Origin of the sequence: Microbacterium sp. TS-1, from assembly GCF_000509385.1 — a bacterium.
Classification (GTDB): domain Bacteria; phylum Actinomycetota; class Actinomycetes; order Actinomycetales; family Microbacteriaceae; genus Microbacterium; species Microbacterium arborescens.
The window spans coordinates 2,444,378-2,460,697 of the sequence record NZ_BASQ01000001.1 but is presented as its reverse complement, the minus strand read 5'-3'; the positions used below and the strand labels follow the sequence as shown (position 1 = coordinate 2,460,697).

Below are 16,320 nucleotides of genomic sequence, written 5' to 3'. Positions count from 1 at the left end.
TCTCCTGTGTCGGAATTCTGTTCGTTGCCTGGCCGGATCAGATCTCGTCGATCGACGAGGACTCGAAGCGGCTGGAGATGTTGATGCCGAGCTCCTCCGCTGCACGGAAGGCCTCGTCATCGGTGTCGCGGAGGTTGACCTCGGTGCCGTCGGCCGAGAGGACCTCGACGTTCAGGCAGAGCGACTGCATCTCCTTCATGAGCACCTTGAACGACTCGGGGATGCCGGGCTCCTGGATGTTCTCGCCCTTGACGATGGCCTCGTAGACCTTCACGCGGCCGACGATGTCGTCGGACTTGATCGTCAGGAGCTCCTGGAGGGCGTACGCGGCGCCGTAGGCCTCGAGGGCCCACACCTCCATCTCACCGAAGCGCTGGCCACCGAACTGCGCCTTACCACCGAGCGGCTGCTGGGTGATCATCGAGTACGGGCCCGTCGAACGCGCGTGGATCTTGTCGTCGACGAGGTGGTGGAGCTTCAGGATGTACATGTAGCCGACCGAGATCGGAGCCGGGAACGGCTCGCCGGAGCGACCGTCGAACAGCTTCGTCTTGCCCGAGGAGTCGATGAGACGCTCACCGTCGCGGGTGAGGTTCGTCGAGTCGAGGAGCCCGGCGATCTCGGACTCGAACGCGCCGTCGAACACGGGCGTCGCGACCTTCGTGCCGGGAGCGGCCTCGCGGGCGATCTCGGGCAGGCGCTCGGCCCACTCGGGGTTGCCCTCGACCTTCCAGCCCTGGGCGGCGATCCAGCCGAGGTGCAGCTCGAGGACCTGGCCGAAGTTCATTCGACCCGGGATGCCGAGCGGGTTCAGCACGACGTCGACCGGCGTGCCGTCGGCGAGGAAGGGCATGTCCTCGACGGGGAGGATCTTCGCGATGACACCCTTGTTGCCGTGGCGGCCGGCGAGCTTGTCGCCCTCGGTGATCTTGCGCTTCTGGGCGATGTAGACCACGACGCGGCGGTTGACGCCCGAGCCGAGCTCATCGTCGCCGTCCTCGGCGTTGAACTCCTTGACCGCGATGATCGTGCCCTGCTCACCGTGAGGCACCTTCAGCGACGTGTCGCGGACCTCGCGGCTCTTCTCGTTGAAGATCGCGCGGAGCAGACGCTCCTCGGCCGACAGCTCGGTCTCGCCCTTGGGCGTGACCTTGCCGACGAGGATGTCGCCGGGGCGCACCTCGGCACCGATGCGGATGATGCCGCGCTCGTCGAGGTCCTTCAGCAGGTCGGGCGCGACGTTGGGGAGGTCACGGGTGATCTCCTCCTTGCCGAGCTTGGTGTCGCGGGCGTCGACCTCGTACTCCTCGATGTGGATCGAGGAGAGCGTGTCGTTCTTCACGAGCTCCTGGCTGAGGATGATCGCGTCCTCGAAGTTGTGACCCTCCCACGTCATGAATGCGACGAGGAGGTTCTTGCCGAGCGCGAGCTCGCCGTTCTCCGTGGCGGGACCGTCGGCGATGACCTCGCCGACCTCGACGCGCTCACCGGCCGAGACCACGACGCGCTGGTTGTACGACGTGCCCTGGTTCGAACGGTCGAACTTGCGGAGGAAGTAGTCCTGCGTGCCGCCCTCGTCGAGCTGCACCGTGACGACGTCGGCCGAGACCTCGGAGACGACACCGGCCTTCTGCGCGGTGATGACGTCGCCGGCGTCGATCGCGGCGTAGCCCTCCATACCGGTTCCGACCAGAGGCGAGTCGCTGCGCAGCAGCGGCACGGCCTGACGCTGCATGTTCGCACCCATGAGGGCGCGGTTCGCGTCGTCGTGCTCGAGGAAGGGGATGAGCGAGGTCGCCACCGACACCATCTGGCGCGGCGAGACGTCCATGTAGCCGATCTCCTCGTTCGGGAAGAGGTCGACCTCGCCGCCCTTGCCGCGGCGGGCGAGGACGCGGTCGGCCACGAACGAGCCGTCCTTGTTGAGCTCGACACCGGCCTGCGCGACGACGTAGTCGTTCTCCTCGCTGGCGGTGAGGTAGTCGATCTCGTCGGTGACCTTGCCGTCGACGACACGACGGTACGGGGTCTCGATGAAGCCGAACGCGTTGATGCGCGCGAAGGAGGCGAGCGACCCGATCAGACCGATGTTCGGGCCTTCCGGCGTCTCGATCGGGCACATGCGGCCGTAGTGCGAGGGGTGGACGTCGCGGACCTCGACGCCGGCGCGCTCACGCGACAGACCGCCGGGGCCGAGCGCCGACAGGCGGCGCTTGTGGGTCAGACCCGCGAGCGGGTTGTTCTGGTCCATGAACTGCGACAGCTGCGAGGTTCCGAAGAACTCCTTGATCGCGGCGACGACCGGGCGCACGTTGATCAGGGTCTGCGGCGTGATCGCCTCGATGTCCTGCGTGGTCATGCGCTCGCGGACGACGCGCTCCATGCGCGACAGACCGGTGCGGACCTGGTTCTGGATGAGCTCGCCGACGGCGCGGATACGACGGTTGCCGAAGTTGTCGATGTCGTCGGTGTCGAGGCGGATCTCGGCGGGCTTGCCGTCGCGGACGCCCTCGAAGGTGGCGTCGCCGCGGTGCAGGCGAACCAGGTACTTGATGGTCGCGACGATGTCGGCGACGGTGAGCACCGACTCCTCGATCGGGGTGTCGAGACCCAGCTTCTGGTTGATCTTGTAGCGGCCGACCTTGGCGAGGTCGTAGCGCTTGGCGTTGAAGTAGAAGTTGTCGAGGAGCGCGCGGGCTGCCTCGGCGGCGACCTGCTCGCCCGGACGGAGCTTGCGGTAGATGTCGCGGAGCGCGTCCTCCTTGGTGAGGATCGTGTCCTTCGCGAGGGTCTCCTCGATCGAGTCGTACCCGGCGAACTCGGCCATGATGTCTTCGCTGGTCAGACCCAGGGCCTTGAGGAAGACGGTGACCGACTGCTTGCGCTTGCGGTCGATGCGGACGCCGACCTGGTCGCGCTTGTCGATCTCGAACTCGAGCCACGCACCGCGCGAGGGGATGACGCGCGCCGAGACGATGTCCTTGTCGGAGGTCTTGTCGGGCGTCTTGTCGAAGTAGACACCGGGCGAGCGCACGAGCTGCGACACGACGACGCGCTCGGTGCCGTTGATGATGAAGGTGCCCTTGCCGGTCTGGAGCGGGAAGTCGCCCATGAAGACCGTCTGGGTCTTGATCTCACCGGTGAGGTGGTTCATGAACTCGGCCTCGACGTAGAGCGGGGCCGCGTAGGTCTTGCCGCGCTCCTTGCACTCCTCGATGGAGTACTTCTCGGGCTCGAGGTAGGGGTTGGTGAACGACAGCTGCATCGTCTCGCCGAGGTCCTCGATGGGCGAGATCTCCTCGAAGATCTCCTCGAGGCCGCTCTGGAGGGCGACGTCGGTGCGGCCGGCGGCCTGCGCCTCGGCGAGGCGGGCCTTCCAGGCGTCGTTGCCGACGAGCCAGTCGAAAGACTCCGTCTGCAGCGCCAGCAGGTCGGGGACCGTCAGCTTGTCGGAGATCTTCGCGAACGAGAGGCGGGAAGCGCCGCGACCGTTCTTGGGGGTGGTGGTGGATGCGTTGCTCGCAGCAGCCAAGGGGATTACCTCCGTGGCCCGGGTGGGGCCGGTTCCTTGTCGTCAGGTGGAGTGCTCCCGGTCCGAGCTCGCGCGTCTCACGCCGTCGGACGGGGCGGAATCGCGCAGAGCACAAGCCGACCACCATATGAGGGCAAGGGGGACGGGAGCGCAACTACCAACTATAGGCGGCGCGACGCGCCATGTCCAGCACAATCCTTGACGACCCCCGGATGCTGCGGTATAAATGCGCGCCACCCGGCATCGCGGTCACTCCCAGGCCCAGCTCGAGAGCACGGTGTCGGCGAGTCGGCGGCGGTCGTCGTCGCTCGTGTCGGCCGGCGAAGCGAAGGTGATGACGAACGTCTGCTCGTCGCGCGTGGCGTAGTACTGATCGATCACCGTCTCCACCCCGTCCTGGGCCAGGGATGCCACGAGGTGCGCCGACTCGCTCCCGGCGATGTCGACACGATCCTCCAGCGACACGTCGGTGGCCCCGACCGCTTCGAGGCTCGCCACCCCGTCCGCCTCGACGTCGGCAGCGGTGATGACACCGGGCGAGACGACGACGCTGACGTAGCGGCTGTCCGCATCCGCGGACTCCGACACGAAGACGTCGACCTGGCCGCCCGTCGGGTCCTCGGCGGGCACCGCCCAGCCGGCCGGCACGGCGAAGCTGTATCCGGTTCCGCGCACGGTCTCGCCGGGGGCGGCGTCGCTCGGCGAGGTCGCGGTGGGCGTCGGAGTCCCCGATGCCGAGCCGGGTGCGGGTGACTCGGAGGATCCGCCGGTCCCGCCCGGCCGCGCGTCGCACGCCGCGAGCAGCAGCGCCGCCGAGATGAGCGCGGCGGCGATCGGAGCGATCCGGGAGCGCGTCATGCGTCACACGCTAGGCGAATCCGCCGCGCCGGAACTCCCCTTGACACGAGAACGCGCCGCCCGCTGCGAGAGCGGACGGCGCGTTGCGGACGTGTGGATCAGGCCCACGCCCACGATGCGAGGACCGCGTCGTAGACCGCCGCACGGTCGGCCTCCGAGACGTCGGGGCTGAACGAGAAGGTCACGACGTAGGTCTGGTCGTCGTGCGACGGGTAGAACTGGTCGACGTTGTAGGTGACGTCCTGCTGCGTGACGGATGCCGTGATGTGGGCCGACTCGCCGCCGGCGATGGAGGTGCGCTCCTGGACGGTGACGTCGGTCGCGCCCGCCTGCCCCTCGAGCTCCTCGACGCCGTACTTTTCGACGTCGTCGGCGGAGATCGCCTGCGGCGCGGGCGAGAGCACGACGTTGACGTTGTCGGCGAACGTCGCCGAGGGGTCGGAGAGATCGGCGACGAACACGTCGACCTTCTCCATGCCGGGGAGCTGCTGCTCGGGGATCGCCCAGCCCTCGGGAACCGAGAAGCTGTAGCCGGTGCCCGTGATCATCTCGCCGGAGGCCGGCGCGACATCGGGCGCGCTCGCGCCCGGCGCGGACGAGGCGGACGACGACGGGGCGGACGACGCGCCGGCGTCCCCCGACGCCGCGGTGTCGCCCGACTGCCCGCCGCATCCGGCGAGGAGAAGAGCCGCGGAGACGAGCAGCGCGGCGGACGTGGTGGTCTTGGTGCGAGTCATGGCTTCGACGCTAGGGGACCCGCCGGATCCGCACGGGGTCTTGACACGGGGAGTTCTCCCCCTTGACGAATCAGCCTCGCTGAGCGTCAGACGCGCCCCGGAACGTCGGACGCAACCGCACGCGATCGCCGGGCCGGGCCTGCGCGAGCCGGTTCCGGCCCGTCGACGTCACGACACCCACGACGGGGTACCCGCCCGTCACGGGCGCGTCGACTCCGAACACGACGGGGTGGCCGGCCGGCGGAACCTGAATCGCCCCCGGAACCATCCCCTCGCTCGCCAGCTCCTCGGCGCGCGCGCGTTCGAGGCGCGGCCCCTCCAGGCGGATGCCGACCCGGTCAGCCGCCGCCGACACGACCCAGGTGGCCTCGGCGAGCAGGCGACGGGACGAAGGGGTGAGCCAGTCCGCGCGCGGGCCGGTCGTGAACGGGATGTCGAGGGGAACGGCATCCGTGCCCGTCGGCGGCAGACCCCACGGATGAAGGGGCAGCGCGGGGACCGGACCCGCGGTCTCACATCCGGCGGCGACGACGTCGCCCGGCCGGAGCGGCGGCGGGCCGAGCCCTGAGAGCGTATCGGTGGACCGCGAGCCCAGAACGGGGGCGATGTCCCAGCCGCCGCGCACCGCGAGGTAGGCGCGGGTGCCCGCGAGGAATCCGTCGAGGCGCAGCTCGGTCCCGGCGGTCCACGCATGTACGACGTACGGGTCACCGGTCCGGCCGTCGATCGCGACCGGCGCCCACGCGCCCGTCACGACCACCGTCAGATCGCGTTCCGCCACGGCCCGGAAACCGCCGACGGCGATCTCGATCGCGGCCGCTCCGTCCCGATTGCCGACGAGACGGTTGGCGAGCGCCCAGGCGGCGGGGTCGGCCGCGCCCGCAGCGCCGACGCCCTCGGCGGCACGACCCGAGCGGCCGGCATCCTGAACCGTCGCCTGCGGCCCCGGCGCGATGACGCGGATGCCGCCGGGAGCGGCGGCGGACTCCGAGCGGGCGCGCGGCTCCCCCGCAGTCGGCGACGCGGTGTCACCGGGCAGGGCGGCATCCGACCCGATGGCGCGGGCGCGGGCGCGGGCGCGGACGACATCGAATCGCACCGCGCCACCGGGAACGAGGAGCGCGGGCTGGGCGGCATCGGGGTCGAACAGCGGCGCGTCCGTCGTGCCGATGAGCTGCCACCCTCCGGGGGTCTCGCGGGGGTACGCGCCCGAGAAGACCCCGGCCAGACCGACCGATCCCGCCGGCACCCTCGTCCGCGGCGAGGGCCGGCGCGGGATGTCGAGATCCCAGCCCGCACCGACGAGATAACCGAACCCGGGGGCGAAGCCCGTGAAGGCGACCGTCCAGTCCGTGGCGACATGGCGAGCGGCGAGCGCCTCGGGGCTGAAGCCGAGCGCGGCGGCGAGGTCGTCGAGGTCGTCGCCGTCGTAGCGGATCGGCAGCGTCACGGGCGCGGGGGCGGATGCCGGCGGCGCTGCTGACGTCGCAGCGGTCGAGACCCAGGTGCGGGTCGCGGCGAGGGACAGCACGACGGGATCGACGCGGACGAGCACCGTCGCCGCCGCGGGCACGACGTCGACGACGCCCGCCGGCGGCGCGGCGGTCAGCCGCGCGTGCAGCGCCATCACCTCCGCCAGGTCCGAGACCTCGACGAGCACCGCGTCGGGTCCGATGGGCAGCATCCTCATGCCGGCGTCCCGGGCTCGGCACGCCGACAACGACCCCGTCTCGGCGATCCTGCCGGCGAAGCGGGCCCGACGGTCACCACGGCGAGCGCACCTCGATCCCGGCGGCATCGAGCGCCGACCGCACCGCGCGAGCCATCGCGACGGCACCGGGGGAATCGCCGTGCACGCAGAGCGACGCCGCCTCGCTGTGCACCGTCTCGCCCGAGACGGCGACCACGACCCCCTCGGACGCGAGGCGCAGCGCGCGCTCGGCGACCAGGCTCGGGTCGTCGAGCAGGGCGCCGGGAGCCCCGCGCGGGACGAGCGAGCCGTCGGCACGATAGCCGCGGTCGAGGAAGGCCTCGAGATGGAACGGCAGGCCGGCGTCCGACGCCGCCGACGCGATCGCACCGCCCAGACCCAGCACCGGGACCGCCCGGCCGAGCTCGGCCGAGAGGTCCGCGACCGCGGCGGCGACGGCGCGCGCGGTCGCGGCATCCTCCGTCGCAGCGTGGTAGAGGGCCCCGTGCGGTTTGACGTAGCGGATGTCTCCTCCCGCCGCGACGAGCGCGCGCAGCTGCGCGACGACCTGCGGCCGCAGCACGTCAGGCTCGACGGCGACCCGCACCCGCCCGAAGCCGGCCCGATCGAGGTAGGAGGGGTGAGCCCCGACCGCGACGCGGGCGGCTGCCGCTCCGGCCACCGCTGTCCGCATCGACGCCGCGTCGCCGGCGTGGCCGCCGCAGGCGATCGACGCGCTCGACACGAGGGCGAACATCGCGGCGTCGTCCGCCGTCGCGACACCGCCGACCGTCTCGCCCAGATCTGCGTTGAGGTCCATGGACCAACGCTAGCCCGCGCCGCCGTACCCGGCTGTGCCGTCGACAGGTTGAACGGCTCCGCCAGCCCCCGCGAACGCCACTCCGGCGCGGCTCAGCCTGTCCACGGCACGAGCACGCCCGGTCCGCGACACGACGGGCCGGCGTTACGTCGATGTAACGGGTGGGCCCGACACGGTGCGCTCGACGCCGCGGGCGGGCAGGATGGGCCAATGGCAGACTCCTCCACTCCCCTGCTGCGGGTGAGCGACATGGCCGTCGACTTCCGCACGCTCGAAGGCCCGGTGCACGCGGTCGAGGGCGTCGACCTCGAGATCTCGGCAGGCGAGACCGTCGCGATCGTTGGCGAATCCGGCTCGGGCAAGTCGACGACGGCGATGGCCGTGATCGGACTGCTCCCCGGCAACGGACGCGTCGTGCGCGGCAGCATCCGCCTCGACGGCGAAGAGCTCGTCGGCGCGCCCGAGAGCACGCTGCGCCGCATCCGAGGGGGGTCGATCGGACTCGTGCCGCAGGATCCGATGTCCAACCTGAACCCGGTCTCGAAGATCGGCACGCAGGTCGCCGAGACCCTGCTCGCGCACGGACTCGCCACCTCGAAGGACGTCGACGCCAAGGTCATCGAGACCCTCGCCGCCGCGGGCCTCCCGGATGCCGCCGAGCGCGCGAAGCAGTACCCCCACGAGTTCTCGGGCGGGATGCGGCAGCGGGCGCTCATCGCGATCGGGCTGGCATGCAACCCTCGGCTGCTCATCGCCGACGAGCCGACGAGCGCGCTCGATGTGACGGTGCAGAAGACGATCCTCGACCAGCTCGGCCGGATGACGGGCGAGCTGGGCACATCGGTGCTGCTGATCACCCACGACCTCGGCCTCGCCGCCGAGCGGGCCGCCCGCGTCGTCGTCATGCACCGCGGCCGGATCGTCGAGCAGGGCCCGGCCCGCCAGATCCTGGAGGATCCGCAGCAGCCCTACACGCAGGCTCTCGTCAAGGCGGCCCCGTCGGTCGCGGCGGTGCGCCTGCGGCCCGAGGCCTACCGCGCGACACCGCCGCCCGTTGCGATCGCCGGCCCCGCGGCATCCGTCTCCCCCGCAGCGCAGGCACCGGCTGAGCCGGCGCGGCGCGACAACATCGTCGAGATCGAGAACCTCACGAAGCTCTACAAGATCCGCGGGCGCAAGGACGACTTCGCCGCCGTCAGCGACTTCTCGCTGTCCATCCCGCGGGGTGAGACGGTCGCGATCGTCGGCGAGTCCGGGTCGGGCAAGACGACGACGGCCCGGATGCTGCTGAAGGTGATCGAGCCGACGTCGGGCACGATCCGGTTCGAGGGGCAGGACGTCGCGGGGCTGAAGGGGGCGCAGCTGCGCGAGTTCCGGCAGAGAGTGCAGCCGATCTTCCAGGACCCGTACTCGTCGCTGAACCCCATGTTCACGATCGAGCGGATCATCGCCGAGCCGCTGGAGTTCTACAGGCGCGGCTCCGCGAAGGACCGCGCCGTCCGCGTCCGGAAGCTGCTCGACGACGTCGCCCTGCCGCAGACGATGCTGCGCCGGTACCCCTCCGAGCTCTCGGGCGGCCAGCGTCAGCGCGTCGCGATCGCGCGGGCCCTCGCGCTGAACCCCGAGCTGATCGTCTGCGACGAGCCGGTGTCGGCGCTCGACGTGCTCGTCCAGGACCAGATCCTCACGCTGCTGCGCGACCTGCAGGGCGAGTACGGGCTGAGCTACCTCTTCATCTCGCACGACCTCGCCGTGGTGCGCCTCATCTCGGACTACGTCTGCGTCATGAAGGACGGTGCCCTCGTCGAGGCGGCGTCGAGCGAGGAGATCTTCACCAACCCGCGCGACCCGTACACGCGGCGACTGCTGTCGTCGATCCCGGGCAACGAGCTCGACATCGCCTCCTGAGCCGGCGCCTCCTGCCACGCCGCCGGCTCCCCGTCGCGCCCGGCGGCGATACAGCCGTCGGACCCGTGGGGCTGGCGCGACCCGCGAAGACCGGTGCGGCGACACCAGCCCCACCGGTCCTGCAGGTGTATCGCCGAGCGGCGACCCCGGGCCGGGTCAGCGGGCGCGGGTGCGGGGGTCCATGGCCTCGCGCAGCGACTCGCCGAGCAGCGTGAAGCCGAGGGCGGTGATCATGATGCACAGGCCCGGGAGGAAGGCGAGCCACGGCGCGATCGCGAGCTCGTTCTGCGCGTAGGTGAGCATGCGGCCCCACTCGGCGGTTGCCGCTCCCCCGCCGCCGAGACCGAGGAACGACAGCGCCGCGGCGTCGATGACGGCGGTCGCGAGGGTGAGCGTCCCCTGGACGATGACGGGCCCGAGGCTGTTGGGCAGCACGTGGCTCATGGTGATCTTGCCGCGGCCGAGTCCGAGGGTCTGCGCCGAGAGGATGTAGTCGGCGCTGCGCTGCTGCAGCATCGACGCCCGCAGGAGGCGCGCGAAGATCGGCACCTGCGAGGCTCCGATCGCGATCATGATCGCGAGCTGCGACTGACCGAGGATCGCCGCGATCGAGACCGCGAGCAGCAGGTTGGGGACCGACAGGAGGATGTCGACGAATCGCATGACGACCGTGTCGACCCAGCCCCCGAACATGCCGGCGATCAGGCCCAGGAGCATGCCGCCGGCGAGACCGAACGCGGTCGAGATGACGCCGATGAGCAGCGAGGCCCGCGCACCCCAGATGAGCTTCGACAGCACGTCGCCGCCGAAGCGGTCGAGGCCGAGCGGGAAGCCGGCGATCTCGCCGGGACCGGGGATGTGGGTCGGGGTGACCTCCCGTGCGCCGGGAAGGGCGGTCTCGGGGTACGGCGCGAGCCAGGGCGCGAGGATCGCCACGAGCAGGAACACCAGCACGATGGCGGCGCCGATCCAGGCCACCGGGTTGCGGCGCAGGCGCGCGAAGACGTCGTGCCAGAACCCGCCGCCGGTGCGGGCCTCGAGCACCTCGTGCTCGGCGACGGCGGTGGCGGGTCCGTCGCCGGGGGCGGGCGGGAGCGCGTTGGTGCTCATGAGACCCTCACTCTCGGATCGATCAGGCTGTACGAGACATCGACGATGAGGTTGATGAGCGCGTAGATGACGGCGATGAAGAGGATGAACCCCTGCAGCACCGGGAAGTCGCGGGCACTGATGGCCCGGGCCAGGAACGAGCCGATCCCGGGGAACGCGAACACGGTCTCGGTCAGGATCGCCCCCGCCAGCAGCAGCCCGACCTGGAGGCCGACGGTCGTGGCGACCGGCAGCATGGCGTTTCGCAGGATGAAGCGACCGCGGAGCGTCCGCCGGGCGATGCCCTTGGCCCGGCCGGTGCGGACGTAGTCGGAGTTCTGCACCTCGAGCACCGAGGCGCGGGTGATGCGCACGATGATCGCGAGCGGAATGGTGCCGAGGGCGAGCGCCGGCAGGATGAGGTGCAGGGCGGCATCCCACGCGGCGTCGAACTCCCCCGTGAGCAGGCCGTCGAGCACGTAGAAGTTCGTGTAGTGGGTCGCGTCGATGCGCGGGTCCTGGCGGCCGTCGGAGGGCAGCCAGCCGAGCTGGACGGCGAAGACGTACTTGAGGATGAACGCCAGGAAGAACACCGGGATCGTGACGCCCACGAGGCTCAGCACGACCGCGACGTGATCGCTGATCTTGCCGTGGTGACGCGCGGCGAGGTACCCGAGCGGGATGCCGATGCCGACGGCGAAGATGAGGGCGGCGATCGAGAGCTCCACGGTCGCCGGGAAGCGCCGGAGGAACTCCTCGACGACGGGGCGACCGGTCTCGATCGACGACCCGAAGTCGCCGGTGAGCAGCCGCCCCACATAGGTGGCGTACTGCTCGAGGATCGGCCGGTTGAAGCCGTACAGCTCGTTGATCCGGGCGATCGCCTCGGGGGTCGCCTTCTCGCCGAGGAGGGCGACGGCGGGACCGCCGGGCAGGGCGCGGACCCAGAGGAAGAGGAGGATGCTGAGCCCGAGGAGCGTCGGGATCAGCAGAAGCAGCCGTTGGCCGATGGTTCGCAGCAACGCGGAATCTTTCGGTCGAGGAGTGCGGGGCGGGCTCGCGCCCGAGGCGGTGGCCCGCCCCGCGGGGATCAGCGGGTCGTCGTCACTCGGTCAGGACGATGTCCGTGAACACCTCGTCGTTGACCGGGCTGGCCGGGTAGCTCTCGACGCGCGGGTCGAACGCGAGCGTCGGGGCCGGGTGGGCCAGCGGGACGCCCGGGATGAACTGGGCGACCTGCTCGTTGATCTGCTCGTACAGCGCGGTCTGCTCCTCGAGGTTCGGCACGCCGCGCGCGGAGTTGAGCGCCGCGAACAGCTCGGGGTTGTCGAAGCCCCACTCGGCCGAGGGCGCACCGAAGAACACGCCGACGAAGTTGTCGGTGTCGTTGTAGTCGCCCGTCCAGCCCAGCAGGTGGATGCCGTGGTCGGCGGTGCCCGTGATCTTGTCGAGGTAGTCGGGGCTCCAGGCATCCGTCTGCGGCGTCAGCTGCACGCCCACGTCGGTCAGCTGCGTCGAGATGACCGTCGCGATCTGCTCGGGGTCGGGCATGTAGGGGCGCGAGACGTTGACCGGGTAGTTGAAGGTCAGCGTCAGCGGGTTGGCCTCGGTGTAGCCGGCCTCGGCCAGGAGCGCCTTGGCCTTCTCGGGGTCGTAGTCGTAGGTGGTGACGTCGGGGTTGTAGCCGTTGACGGTGTCGGGCATGAACTGCGTCGCGACCTCGGTGCCCTCGGGGAGCACCTGCGAGATGAGGGCCTCCTTGTCGATCGCGTGCGACAGGGCCTCACGGACGCGCACGTCCTGCAGCTCGGGCTGCGCCTGGTTGAAGGCGAGGTAGAGGATCGTGAACGGCGGGCGCGAGACCATCGTGAAACCGGCCTCTTCGAGGGCGGCGGTGTCGGCGGGGCCGACGAGGTCGTAGCCGTCGATCGATCCGGCCTCGAGGGCCTGACGGCGCGCGGTGGGGTCGTCGATGACGCGGAAGATGATCTTGTTCACCTGGCCCGACTCGCCCCAGTAGTCGTCGTAGGCCGAGAGCGTGAGCTCCTCGCCCGGCGACCACTCGTCGAACTTGTACGGGCCGGTGCCCGTCGGGTGCCCGGCGCCGTACTCCGAGAGCGAGGGGGCCTCTTCGGTGCCGCCGATCTCGTCGGCGCCGTACTCCTCGAGCGCGGTCGGGCTCTGCATGGCGAAGGCGGGGAGCGAGAGGGCGGGGATGAAGCCGGCGAAGGGCTGCTTCAGCGTCACCGTGGCCTCGAGGTCGCCGTCGGCGGTGCACGAGTCGAACACGGCGGTGTCGGGGGTCTCGACGTAGCCGCGGAAGAGCTTGCCGTAGTAATACGACAGGGCTTCGCTGGCCGCCAGGCCGGTCCAGTTGTACCAGCGGTCGAAGTTGGCGCACACCGCTTCGGCGTTGAACGGGGTGCCGTCGTGGAAGGTCACGCCCTCCTTCAGCTGGAAAGTGTGGGTCAGCCCGTCCTCGGACGACTCCCAGCTCTCGGCGAGCAGGGGCGCGGGGTCGGCCGTGCCGGGCTCGGTGCCGACGAGGCCTTCGAAGATCTGGCGGGAGACGCGGAAAGTCTCGCCGTCCTGCGCGAAGGCGGGATCGAGGCTGGCCGGGTCGGCGGAGGCGGCGAAGACGAAGGTGCCGTCGACGTCGGTCGCGGCATCCGTCTCGCCGCCACCTCCGCGCTGGCTGGTGCACGCCGAGAGGGCGAGGGCGCCGATGGCGACCGCCGCCAGTCCCGCGAGCGCGCGCTTGCGAGGAGTGGAGAGCATGGGGGTGTCCCTTTCTGAGGTCCGGAGCGGGCCCACCGCGGCGCGCTCCGAGGTAATTGGGTCCGAACCTATACGGGCCGGAGGGTCGAAGTCATTACATCGATGTCTCGATCGTGTTTCGACTGCGCAGACCGGCTCGCCCACGTGCCGACACGGGCCGATAGCGTTGAGGGATGGCACGAGCGCGCGTCGAGGAGTCCGGTCCGCAGACCCGCCTGTCCGATGGCACGATCGCGCGCATCCTGGCGTCCTCGTTCACGTCGGGCTTCGAGCTCGACGTCGACGGCACGCCCCAGTCGCACGTCGACCTCGACGATCCGACGCACCTGCACTTCGAGTACATCGCCCGGATGGCGGCCGTCATCGACCGCCTGCGGATGCCGGGACAGCCGCTCACCGCGGTCCACCTGGGCGCCGGCGCGCTCACCCTCCCGCGCTACATCGCGCACACCCGGCCGGGATCACGTCAGCAGGTGATCGAGCTCGAGCAGCCCCTCGTCGACCTCGTGCGCGAGGCGCTGCCCCTCCCCCGAGGCGCGCAGGTGCGCGTGCGCATCGGCGATGCCCGCGCCGTCGCCGAGAAGCTTCCCGCGGGCCTGACCGGCGCGGCCGACCTCGTCGTCTCCGACGTGTTCGCGGGGGCGCAGACCCCCGCCCACCTGACGACGGTGGAGTACTACCGCTCCCTCGCGCGGCTGCTCGACCCCAGCGGCGTGCTCCTGGTCAACGTCGCCGACGGCGCGGGGCTGACCTTCGCCCGGCGCCAGGTCGCCACCGTCCGCGAGGTGCTTCCCGAGGTGCTGCTGCTCGCCGAGGTGCAGCTGCTGAAGGGCCGGCGCTTCGGCAACATCGTCATCGCCGCGTCGGCCTCGCCCCTGCCGTCGGAGTGGCTCCCGCGCCTGATGGCCGCCGGGCCGTTCCCCGCGAAGGTCGCGCAGGGTGCGGAGATCGACGAGTTCGCCCGGGGAGCCCGGGTCTCGACCGACGCCGACGCGACCCCGTCGCCGAAGCCGTCGGCATCCGTGTTCGAACGGTGATCGGCGCGGCGGGCGGCTGCATCCGGCGCTTTCGAGGAGACTGGGATCCACCGTTCTCGAGTCGCGGAGGTGGATGACGGTGGGCTACATCCTCGGGTACGACCCGGACACGCTGCGGGAGATCGTCGACCCGGAACAGTGCGCAGAGCGCCTCGCCGAGATCGGCGAGCAGCGCAGCCTGCCCGCGCTTCTCGAGCGCGTCTGGCTGCTGAAGGTGCTCGACCGGCTCGACGAGGCACTCGTCCTCGCGGAGCAGGCGGTGCGGGTGGCCCGCATGGCCGGGACCCGCAAGGACCTGCTGCGCGCCCGGGTGCTGCACGCGACGATCCTGCAGCACCGCGGTGCGTTCGCTGCGGCGATCCAGGAGCTGACGACGTGTGCGGAAGAGGCGGAGGGTCAGAGCTGGCCGCTCCTGGCGGCCTTCGCGTACCAGCACCGCGGCAAGGTCTCGTACGATGCCCGCGAGTACGCCGACGCCCGCACCGACTTCAAGCGTGCACTGTTCCTCCGTCAGGAGGGCGGCGCTCCCGAGGACCAGCTCGAGTCCACCCTGCTCGCCGTCGATGCCGCCGAGCGCCGCTCGCGCTCCATCATCGCCAGCTGAGCGCCGCGTACCGCTGTCTCACCCCGCGCGTAGCGTCGACCGCATGAGTGATCTCGATCGGGTCCGGGTCTGGGCGGAGGCGCTGATCGCAGCGCACCTCGACGACTCGTGGACGTTCCGGTTCGACAACGCCAAGCGCCGCGCGGGCCAGTGCGACTACACGCGCCGGTGCATCAGCGTCTCGCGCTACCTCGCGGCCCGGTTCGACGACGACGAGAACCACCAGACCCTCTTGCACGAGGTCGCGCACGCGATCGCGGGGCCCGCCGCCCGCCACGGTCGCGACTGGCTGCGCACGGCCCGTGAGCTCGGGTACGTCGGCGGCACGACCCATCGTGGTGAGACGGCCGTCGAGCTGGCCCCCTGGGTGGGCCACTGCCCCGCCGGTCATGTGGCCTACCGTCACCGGCGTCCCACGCGCGCGGCGTCGTGCCGGATGTGCGCGTCGTCGTACGACGAGCGCTACCTCTTCCGGTGGGTGCGCCGCGAGATCTCCTCGGCCGACCGGCGCGCTGCCGCGACCCCGCGCTGACCGATGGCACGAACTCCTCAGTTCTGGACGCACCGCCGCCGCCCCGGGCGCCTCGAGCTCGAATCTCGCGGATTCTGAGGAGTCGACGTCAGGCGGCGGTGAAGACGCCGTCGCGGAGCATCGGAGCGACCCGGTCGACCCCGATCTGCGCGGCGGCGAGCGCGTCGTCGCGAAGCCCGCGGTCGAGCAGCTCCTGCCCCGAACCGCTCGCCGTGAGCAGATGGCGCACCGCGCCGCCGAGTCCGCGGAACGATTCGCAGGCCGCCGCGGCCTCGGGCGAGGAGTGGTCGATGCCGAGCCGTGACAGCGCGTCGACGACGGCACCGGCGCCCAGCAGGTCTTCGACCGCGAACCGCAGCTCGGCCTGCCCGTCCGGCGAGAGCTCGCCCGCCGCGATCACGGCGATGCTCGTCCGAGCGCCGCGCCGCTGCTGCTCCGCGAGCGCAGCGGCCGCGACCGCCTCGGCGTTGCGCAGGCAGCCGAGCAGCACGACCGAATCGGATGCCGACGCGGCGATCACCGCGCCGTTGCGTGAGACCGCCCGCGCGGCGTCGTCGAGCGGGACGTGCTCGCCCGCAGCCACGCGTGCCGAGACGGTCGACGAGAACCGCAGCACGTCGACCACGACGACGACGTCGGCGGGTGCCGTACGACGAAGACCGGCGACTCCCCAGTCCAGGCGAACCTGGTAGCGCGACTGGTCGAACGGCGACGATACGGCGGGCGACGGCATCC

Annotated in this window: 13 protein-coding genes; 4 read left to right on the top strand and 9 right to left on the bottom strand. The window is 71.0% G+C overall.

The genetic code is table 11. The annotated features are described in order from the left end of the window. Positions 1-37: 37 nt before the first annotated feature. The 5 genes from MTS1_RS11490 to pxpA all read right to left on the bottom strand — a co-directional run bounded on the left by MTS1_RS11490 (position 38) and on the right by pxpA (position 7,637). On the bottom strand, positions 38-3,532 hold the full coding sequence (locus MTS1_RS11490; RefSeq protein ID WP_023954011.1) for a DNA-directed RNA polymerase subunit beta: 3,495 nt from the start codon (positions 3,530-3,532) through the stop codon (positions 38-40). Positions 3,533-3,781: 249 nt separating this feature from the next. Beyond that, entirely contained in the window at positions 3,782-4,390 is a 609-nt protein-coding gene (locus MTS1_RS16105; protein WP_023954009.1) for a hypothetical protein, read from the bottom strand. Positions 4,391-4,488: 98 nt separating this feature from the next. Beyond that, positions 4,489-5,127, bottom strand: a complete 639-nt coding sequence (locus MTS1_RS11480; RefSeq protein ID WP_023954007.1) for a hypothetical protein — start codon at positions 5,125-5,127, stop codon at positions 4,489-4,491. 70 nt (positions 5,128-5,197) lie between these two features. Next, positions 5,198-6,817: a carboxyltransferase domain-containing protein gene (locus tag MTS1_RS11475; RefSeq protein ID WP_052007672.1), complete on the bottom strand. Its 1,620-nt coding sequence runs from the start codon at positions 6,815-6,817 to the stop codon at positions 5,198-5,200. Between the two features lie 73 nt (positions 6,818-6,890). After that, positions 6,891-7,637 carry a 5-oxoprolinase subunit PxpA gene (gene pxpA, locus MTS1_RS11470; RefSeq protein ID WP_023954003.1) on the bottom strand — a complete coding sequence of 249 codons (747 nt, stop codon included), beginning with the start codon at positions 7,635-7,637 and terminating at the stop codon, positions 6,891-6,893. A 210-nt stretch (positions 7,638-7,847) separates the two neighbouring features. Between pxpA and MTS1_RS11465 the strand changes: the two genes are divergently transcribed. After that, positions 7,848-9,545 carry an ABC transporter ATP-binding protein gene (locus tag MTS1_RS11465; protein ID WP_023954001.1) on the top strand — a complete coding sequence of 566 codons (1,698 nt, stop codon included), beginning with the start codon at positions 7,848-7,850 and terminating at the stop codon, positions 9,543-9,545. Positions 9,546-9,701: 156 nt separating this feature from the next. Here the strand turns inward: MTS1_RS11465 and MTS1_RS11460 are convergent, their stop codons facing one another. The 3 genes from MTS1_RS11460 to MTS1_RS11450 all read right to left on the bottom strand — a co-directional run bounded on the left by MTS1_RS11460 (position 9,702) and on the right by MTS1_RS11450 (position 13,412). Beyond that, on the bottom strand, positions 9,702-10,655 hold the full coding sequence (locus tag MTS1_RS11460) for an ABC transporter permease (protein ID WP_023953999.1): 954 nt from the start codon (positions 10,653-10,655) through the stop codon (positions 9,702-9,704). After that, positions 10,652-11,656 carry an ABC transporter permease gene (locus MTS1_RS11455; RefSeq protein WP_023953997.1) on the bottom strand — a complete coding sequence of 335 codons (1,005 nt, stop codon included), beginning with the start codon at positions 11,654-11,656 and terminating at the stop codon, positions 10,652-10,654. The genes MTS1_RS11460 and MTS1_RS11455 overlap by 4 nt, the downstream gene beginning before the upstream one ends. Before the next feature lie 82 nt (positions 11,657-11,738). After that, a complete protein-coding gene (locus MTS1_RS11450) occupies positions 11,739-13,412 on the bottom strand; it encodes an ABC transporter substrate-binding protein (protein WP_023953995.1) in 1,674 nt (557 codons plus the stop codon). A gap of 173 nt (positions 13,413-13,585) precedes the next feature. Between MTS1_RS11450 and MTS1_RS11445 the strand changes: the two genes are divergently transcribed. The 3 genes from MTS1_RS11445 (at position 13,586) to MTS1_RS11435 (ending at position 15,585) form a co-directional block, all read left to right on the top strand. Then, the gene (locus MTS1_RS11445; protein ID WP_023953993.1) at positions 13,586-14,449 is read left to right on the top strand and encodes a spermidine synthase; all 864 of its coding nucleotides are present in this window, start codon (positions 13,586-13,588) and stop codon (positions 14,447-14,449) included. Positions 14,450-14,528: 79 nt separating this feature from the next. Then, positions 14,529-15,053: a hypothetical protein gene (locus MTS1_RS11440; protein WP_036305638.1), complete on the top strand. Its 525-nt coding sequence runs from the start codon at positions 14,529-14,531 to the stop codon at positions 15,051-15,053. A 43-nt stretch (positions 15,054-15,096) separates the two neighbouring features. Continuing rightward, positions 15,097-15,585 (top strand): SprT-like domain-containing protein, encoded by a 489-nt coding sequence (locus tag MTS1_RS11435; RefSeq protein WP_023953989.1) that lies wholly within the window; start codon positions 15,097-15,099, stop codon positions 15,583-15,585. A gap of 88 nt (positions 15,586-15,673) precedes the next feature. Here the strand turns inward: MTS1_RS11435 and MTS1_RS11430 are convergent, their stop codons facing one another. Further along, the gene (locus MTS1_RS11430; protein ID WP_023953987.1) at positions 15,674-16,318 is read right to left on the bottom strand and encodes a 2-phosphosulfolactate phosphatase; all 645 of its coding nucleotides are present in this window, start codon (positions 16,316-16,318) and stop codon (positions 15,674-15,676) included. Positions 16,319-16,320: the final 2 nt, after the last annotated feature.

Bases quoted from the DNA above. Each gene is read 5' to 3' on its own strand.
- MTS1_RS11475 (WP_052007672.1), bottom strand. From the start codon at position 6,817: ATGAGGATGCTGCCCATCGGACCCGACGCGGTGCTCGTCGAGGTCTCG.
- MTS1_RS16105 (WP_023954009.1), bottom strand. From the start codon at position 4,390: ATGACGCGCTCCCGGATCGCTCCGATCGCCGCCGCGCTCATCTCGGCG.
- MTS1_RS11450 (WP_023953995.1), bottom strand. From the start codon at position 13,412: ATGCTCTCCACTCCTCGCAAGCGCGCGCTCGCGGGACTGGCGGCGGTC.
- MTS1_RS11465 (WP_023954001.1), top strand. From the start codon at position 7,848: ATGGCAGACTCCTCCACTCCCCTGCTGCGGGTGAGCGACATGGCCGTC.
- MTS1_RS11435 (WP_023953989.1), top strand. From the start codon at position 15,097: ATGAGTGATCTCGATCGGGTCCGGGTCTGGGCGGAGGCGCTGATCGCA.
- MTS1_RS11480 (WP_023954007.1), bottom strand. From the start codon at position 5,127: ATGACTCGCACCAAGACCACCACGTCCGCCGCGCTGCTCGTCTCCGCG.
- pxpA (WP_023954003.1), bottom strand. From the start codon at position 7,637: ATGGACCTCAACGCAGATCTGGGCGAGACGGTCGGCGGTGTCGCGACG.
- MTS1_RS11460 (WP_023953999.1), bottom strand. From the start codon at position 10,655: ATGAGCACCAACGCGCTCCCGCCCGCCCCCGGCGACGGACCCGCCACC.
- MTS1_RS11445 (WP_023953993.1), top strand. From the start codon at position 13,586: ATGGCACGAGCGCGCGTCGAGGAGTCCGGTCCGCAGACCCGCCTGTCC.
- MTS1_RS11430 (WP_023953987.1), bottom strand. From the start codon at position 16,318: ATGCCGTCGCCCGCCGTATCGTCGCCGTTCGACCAGTCGCGCTACCAG.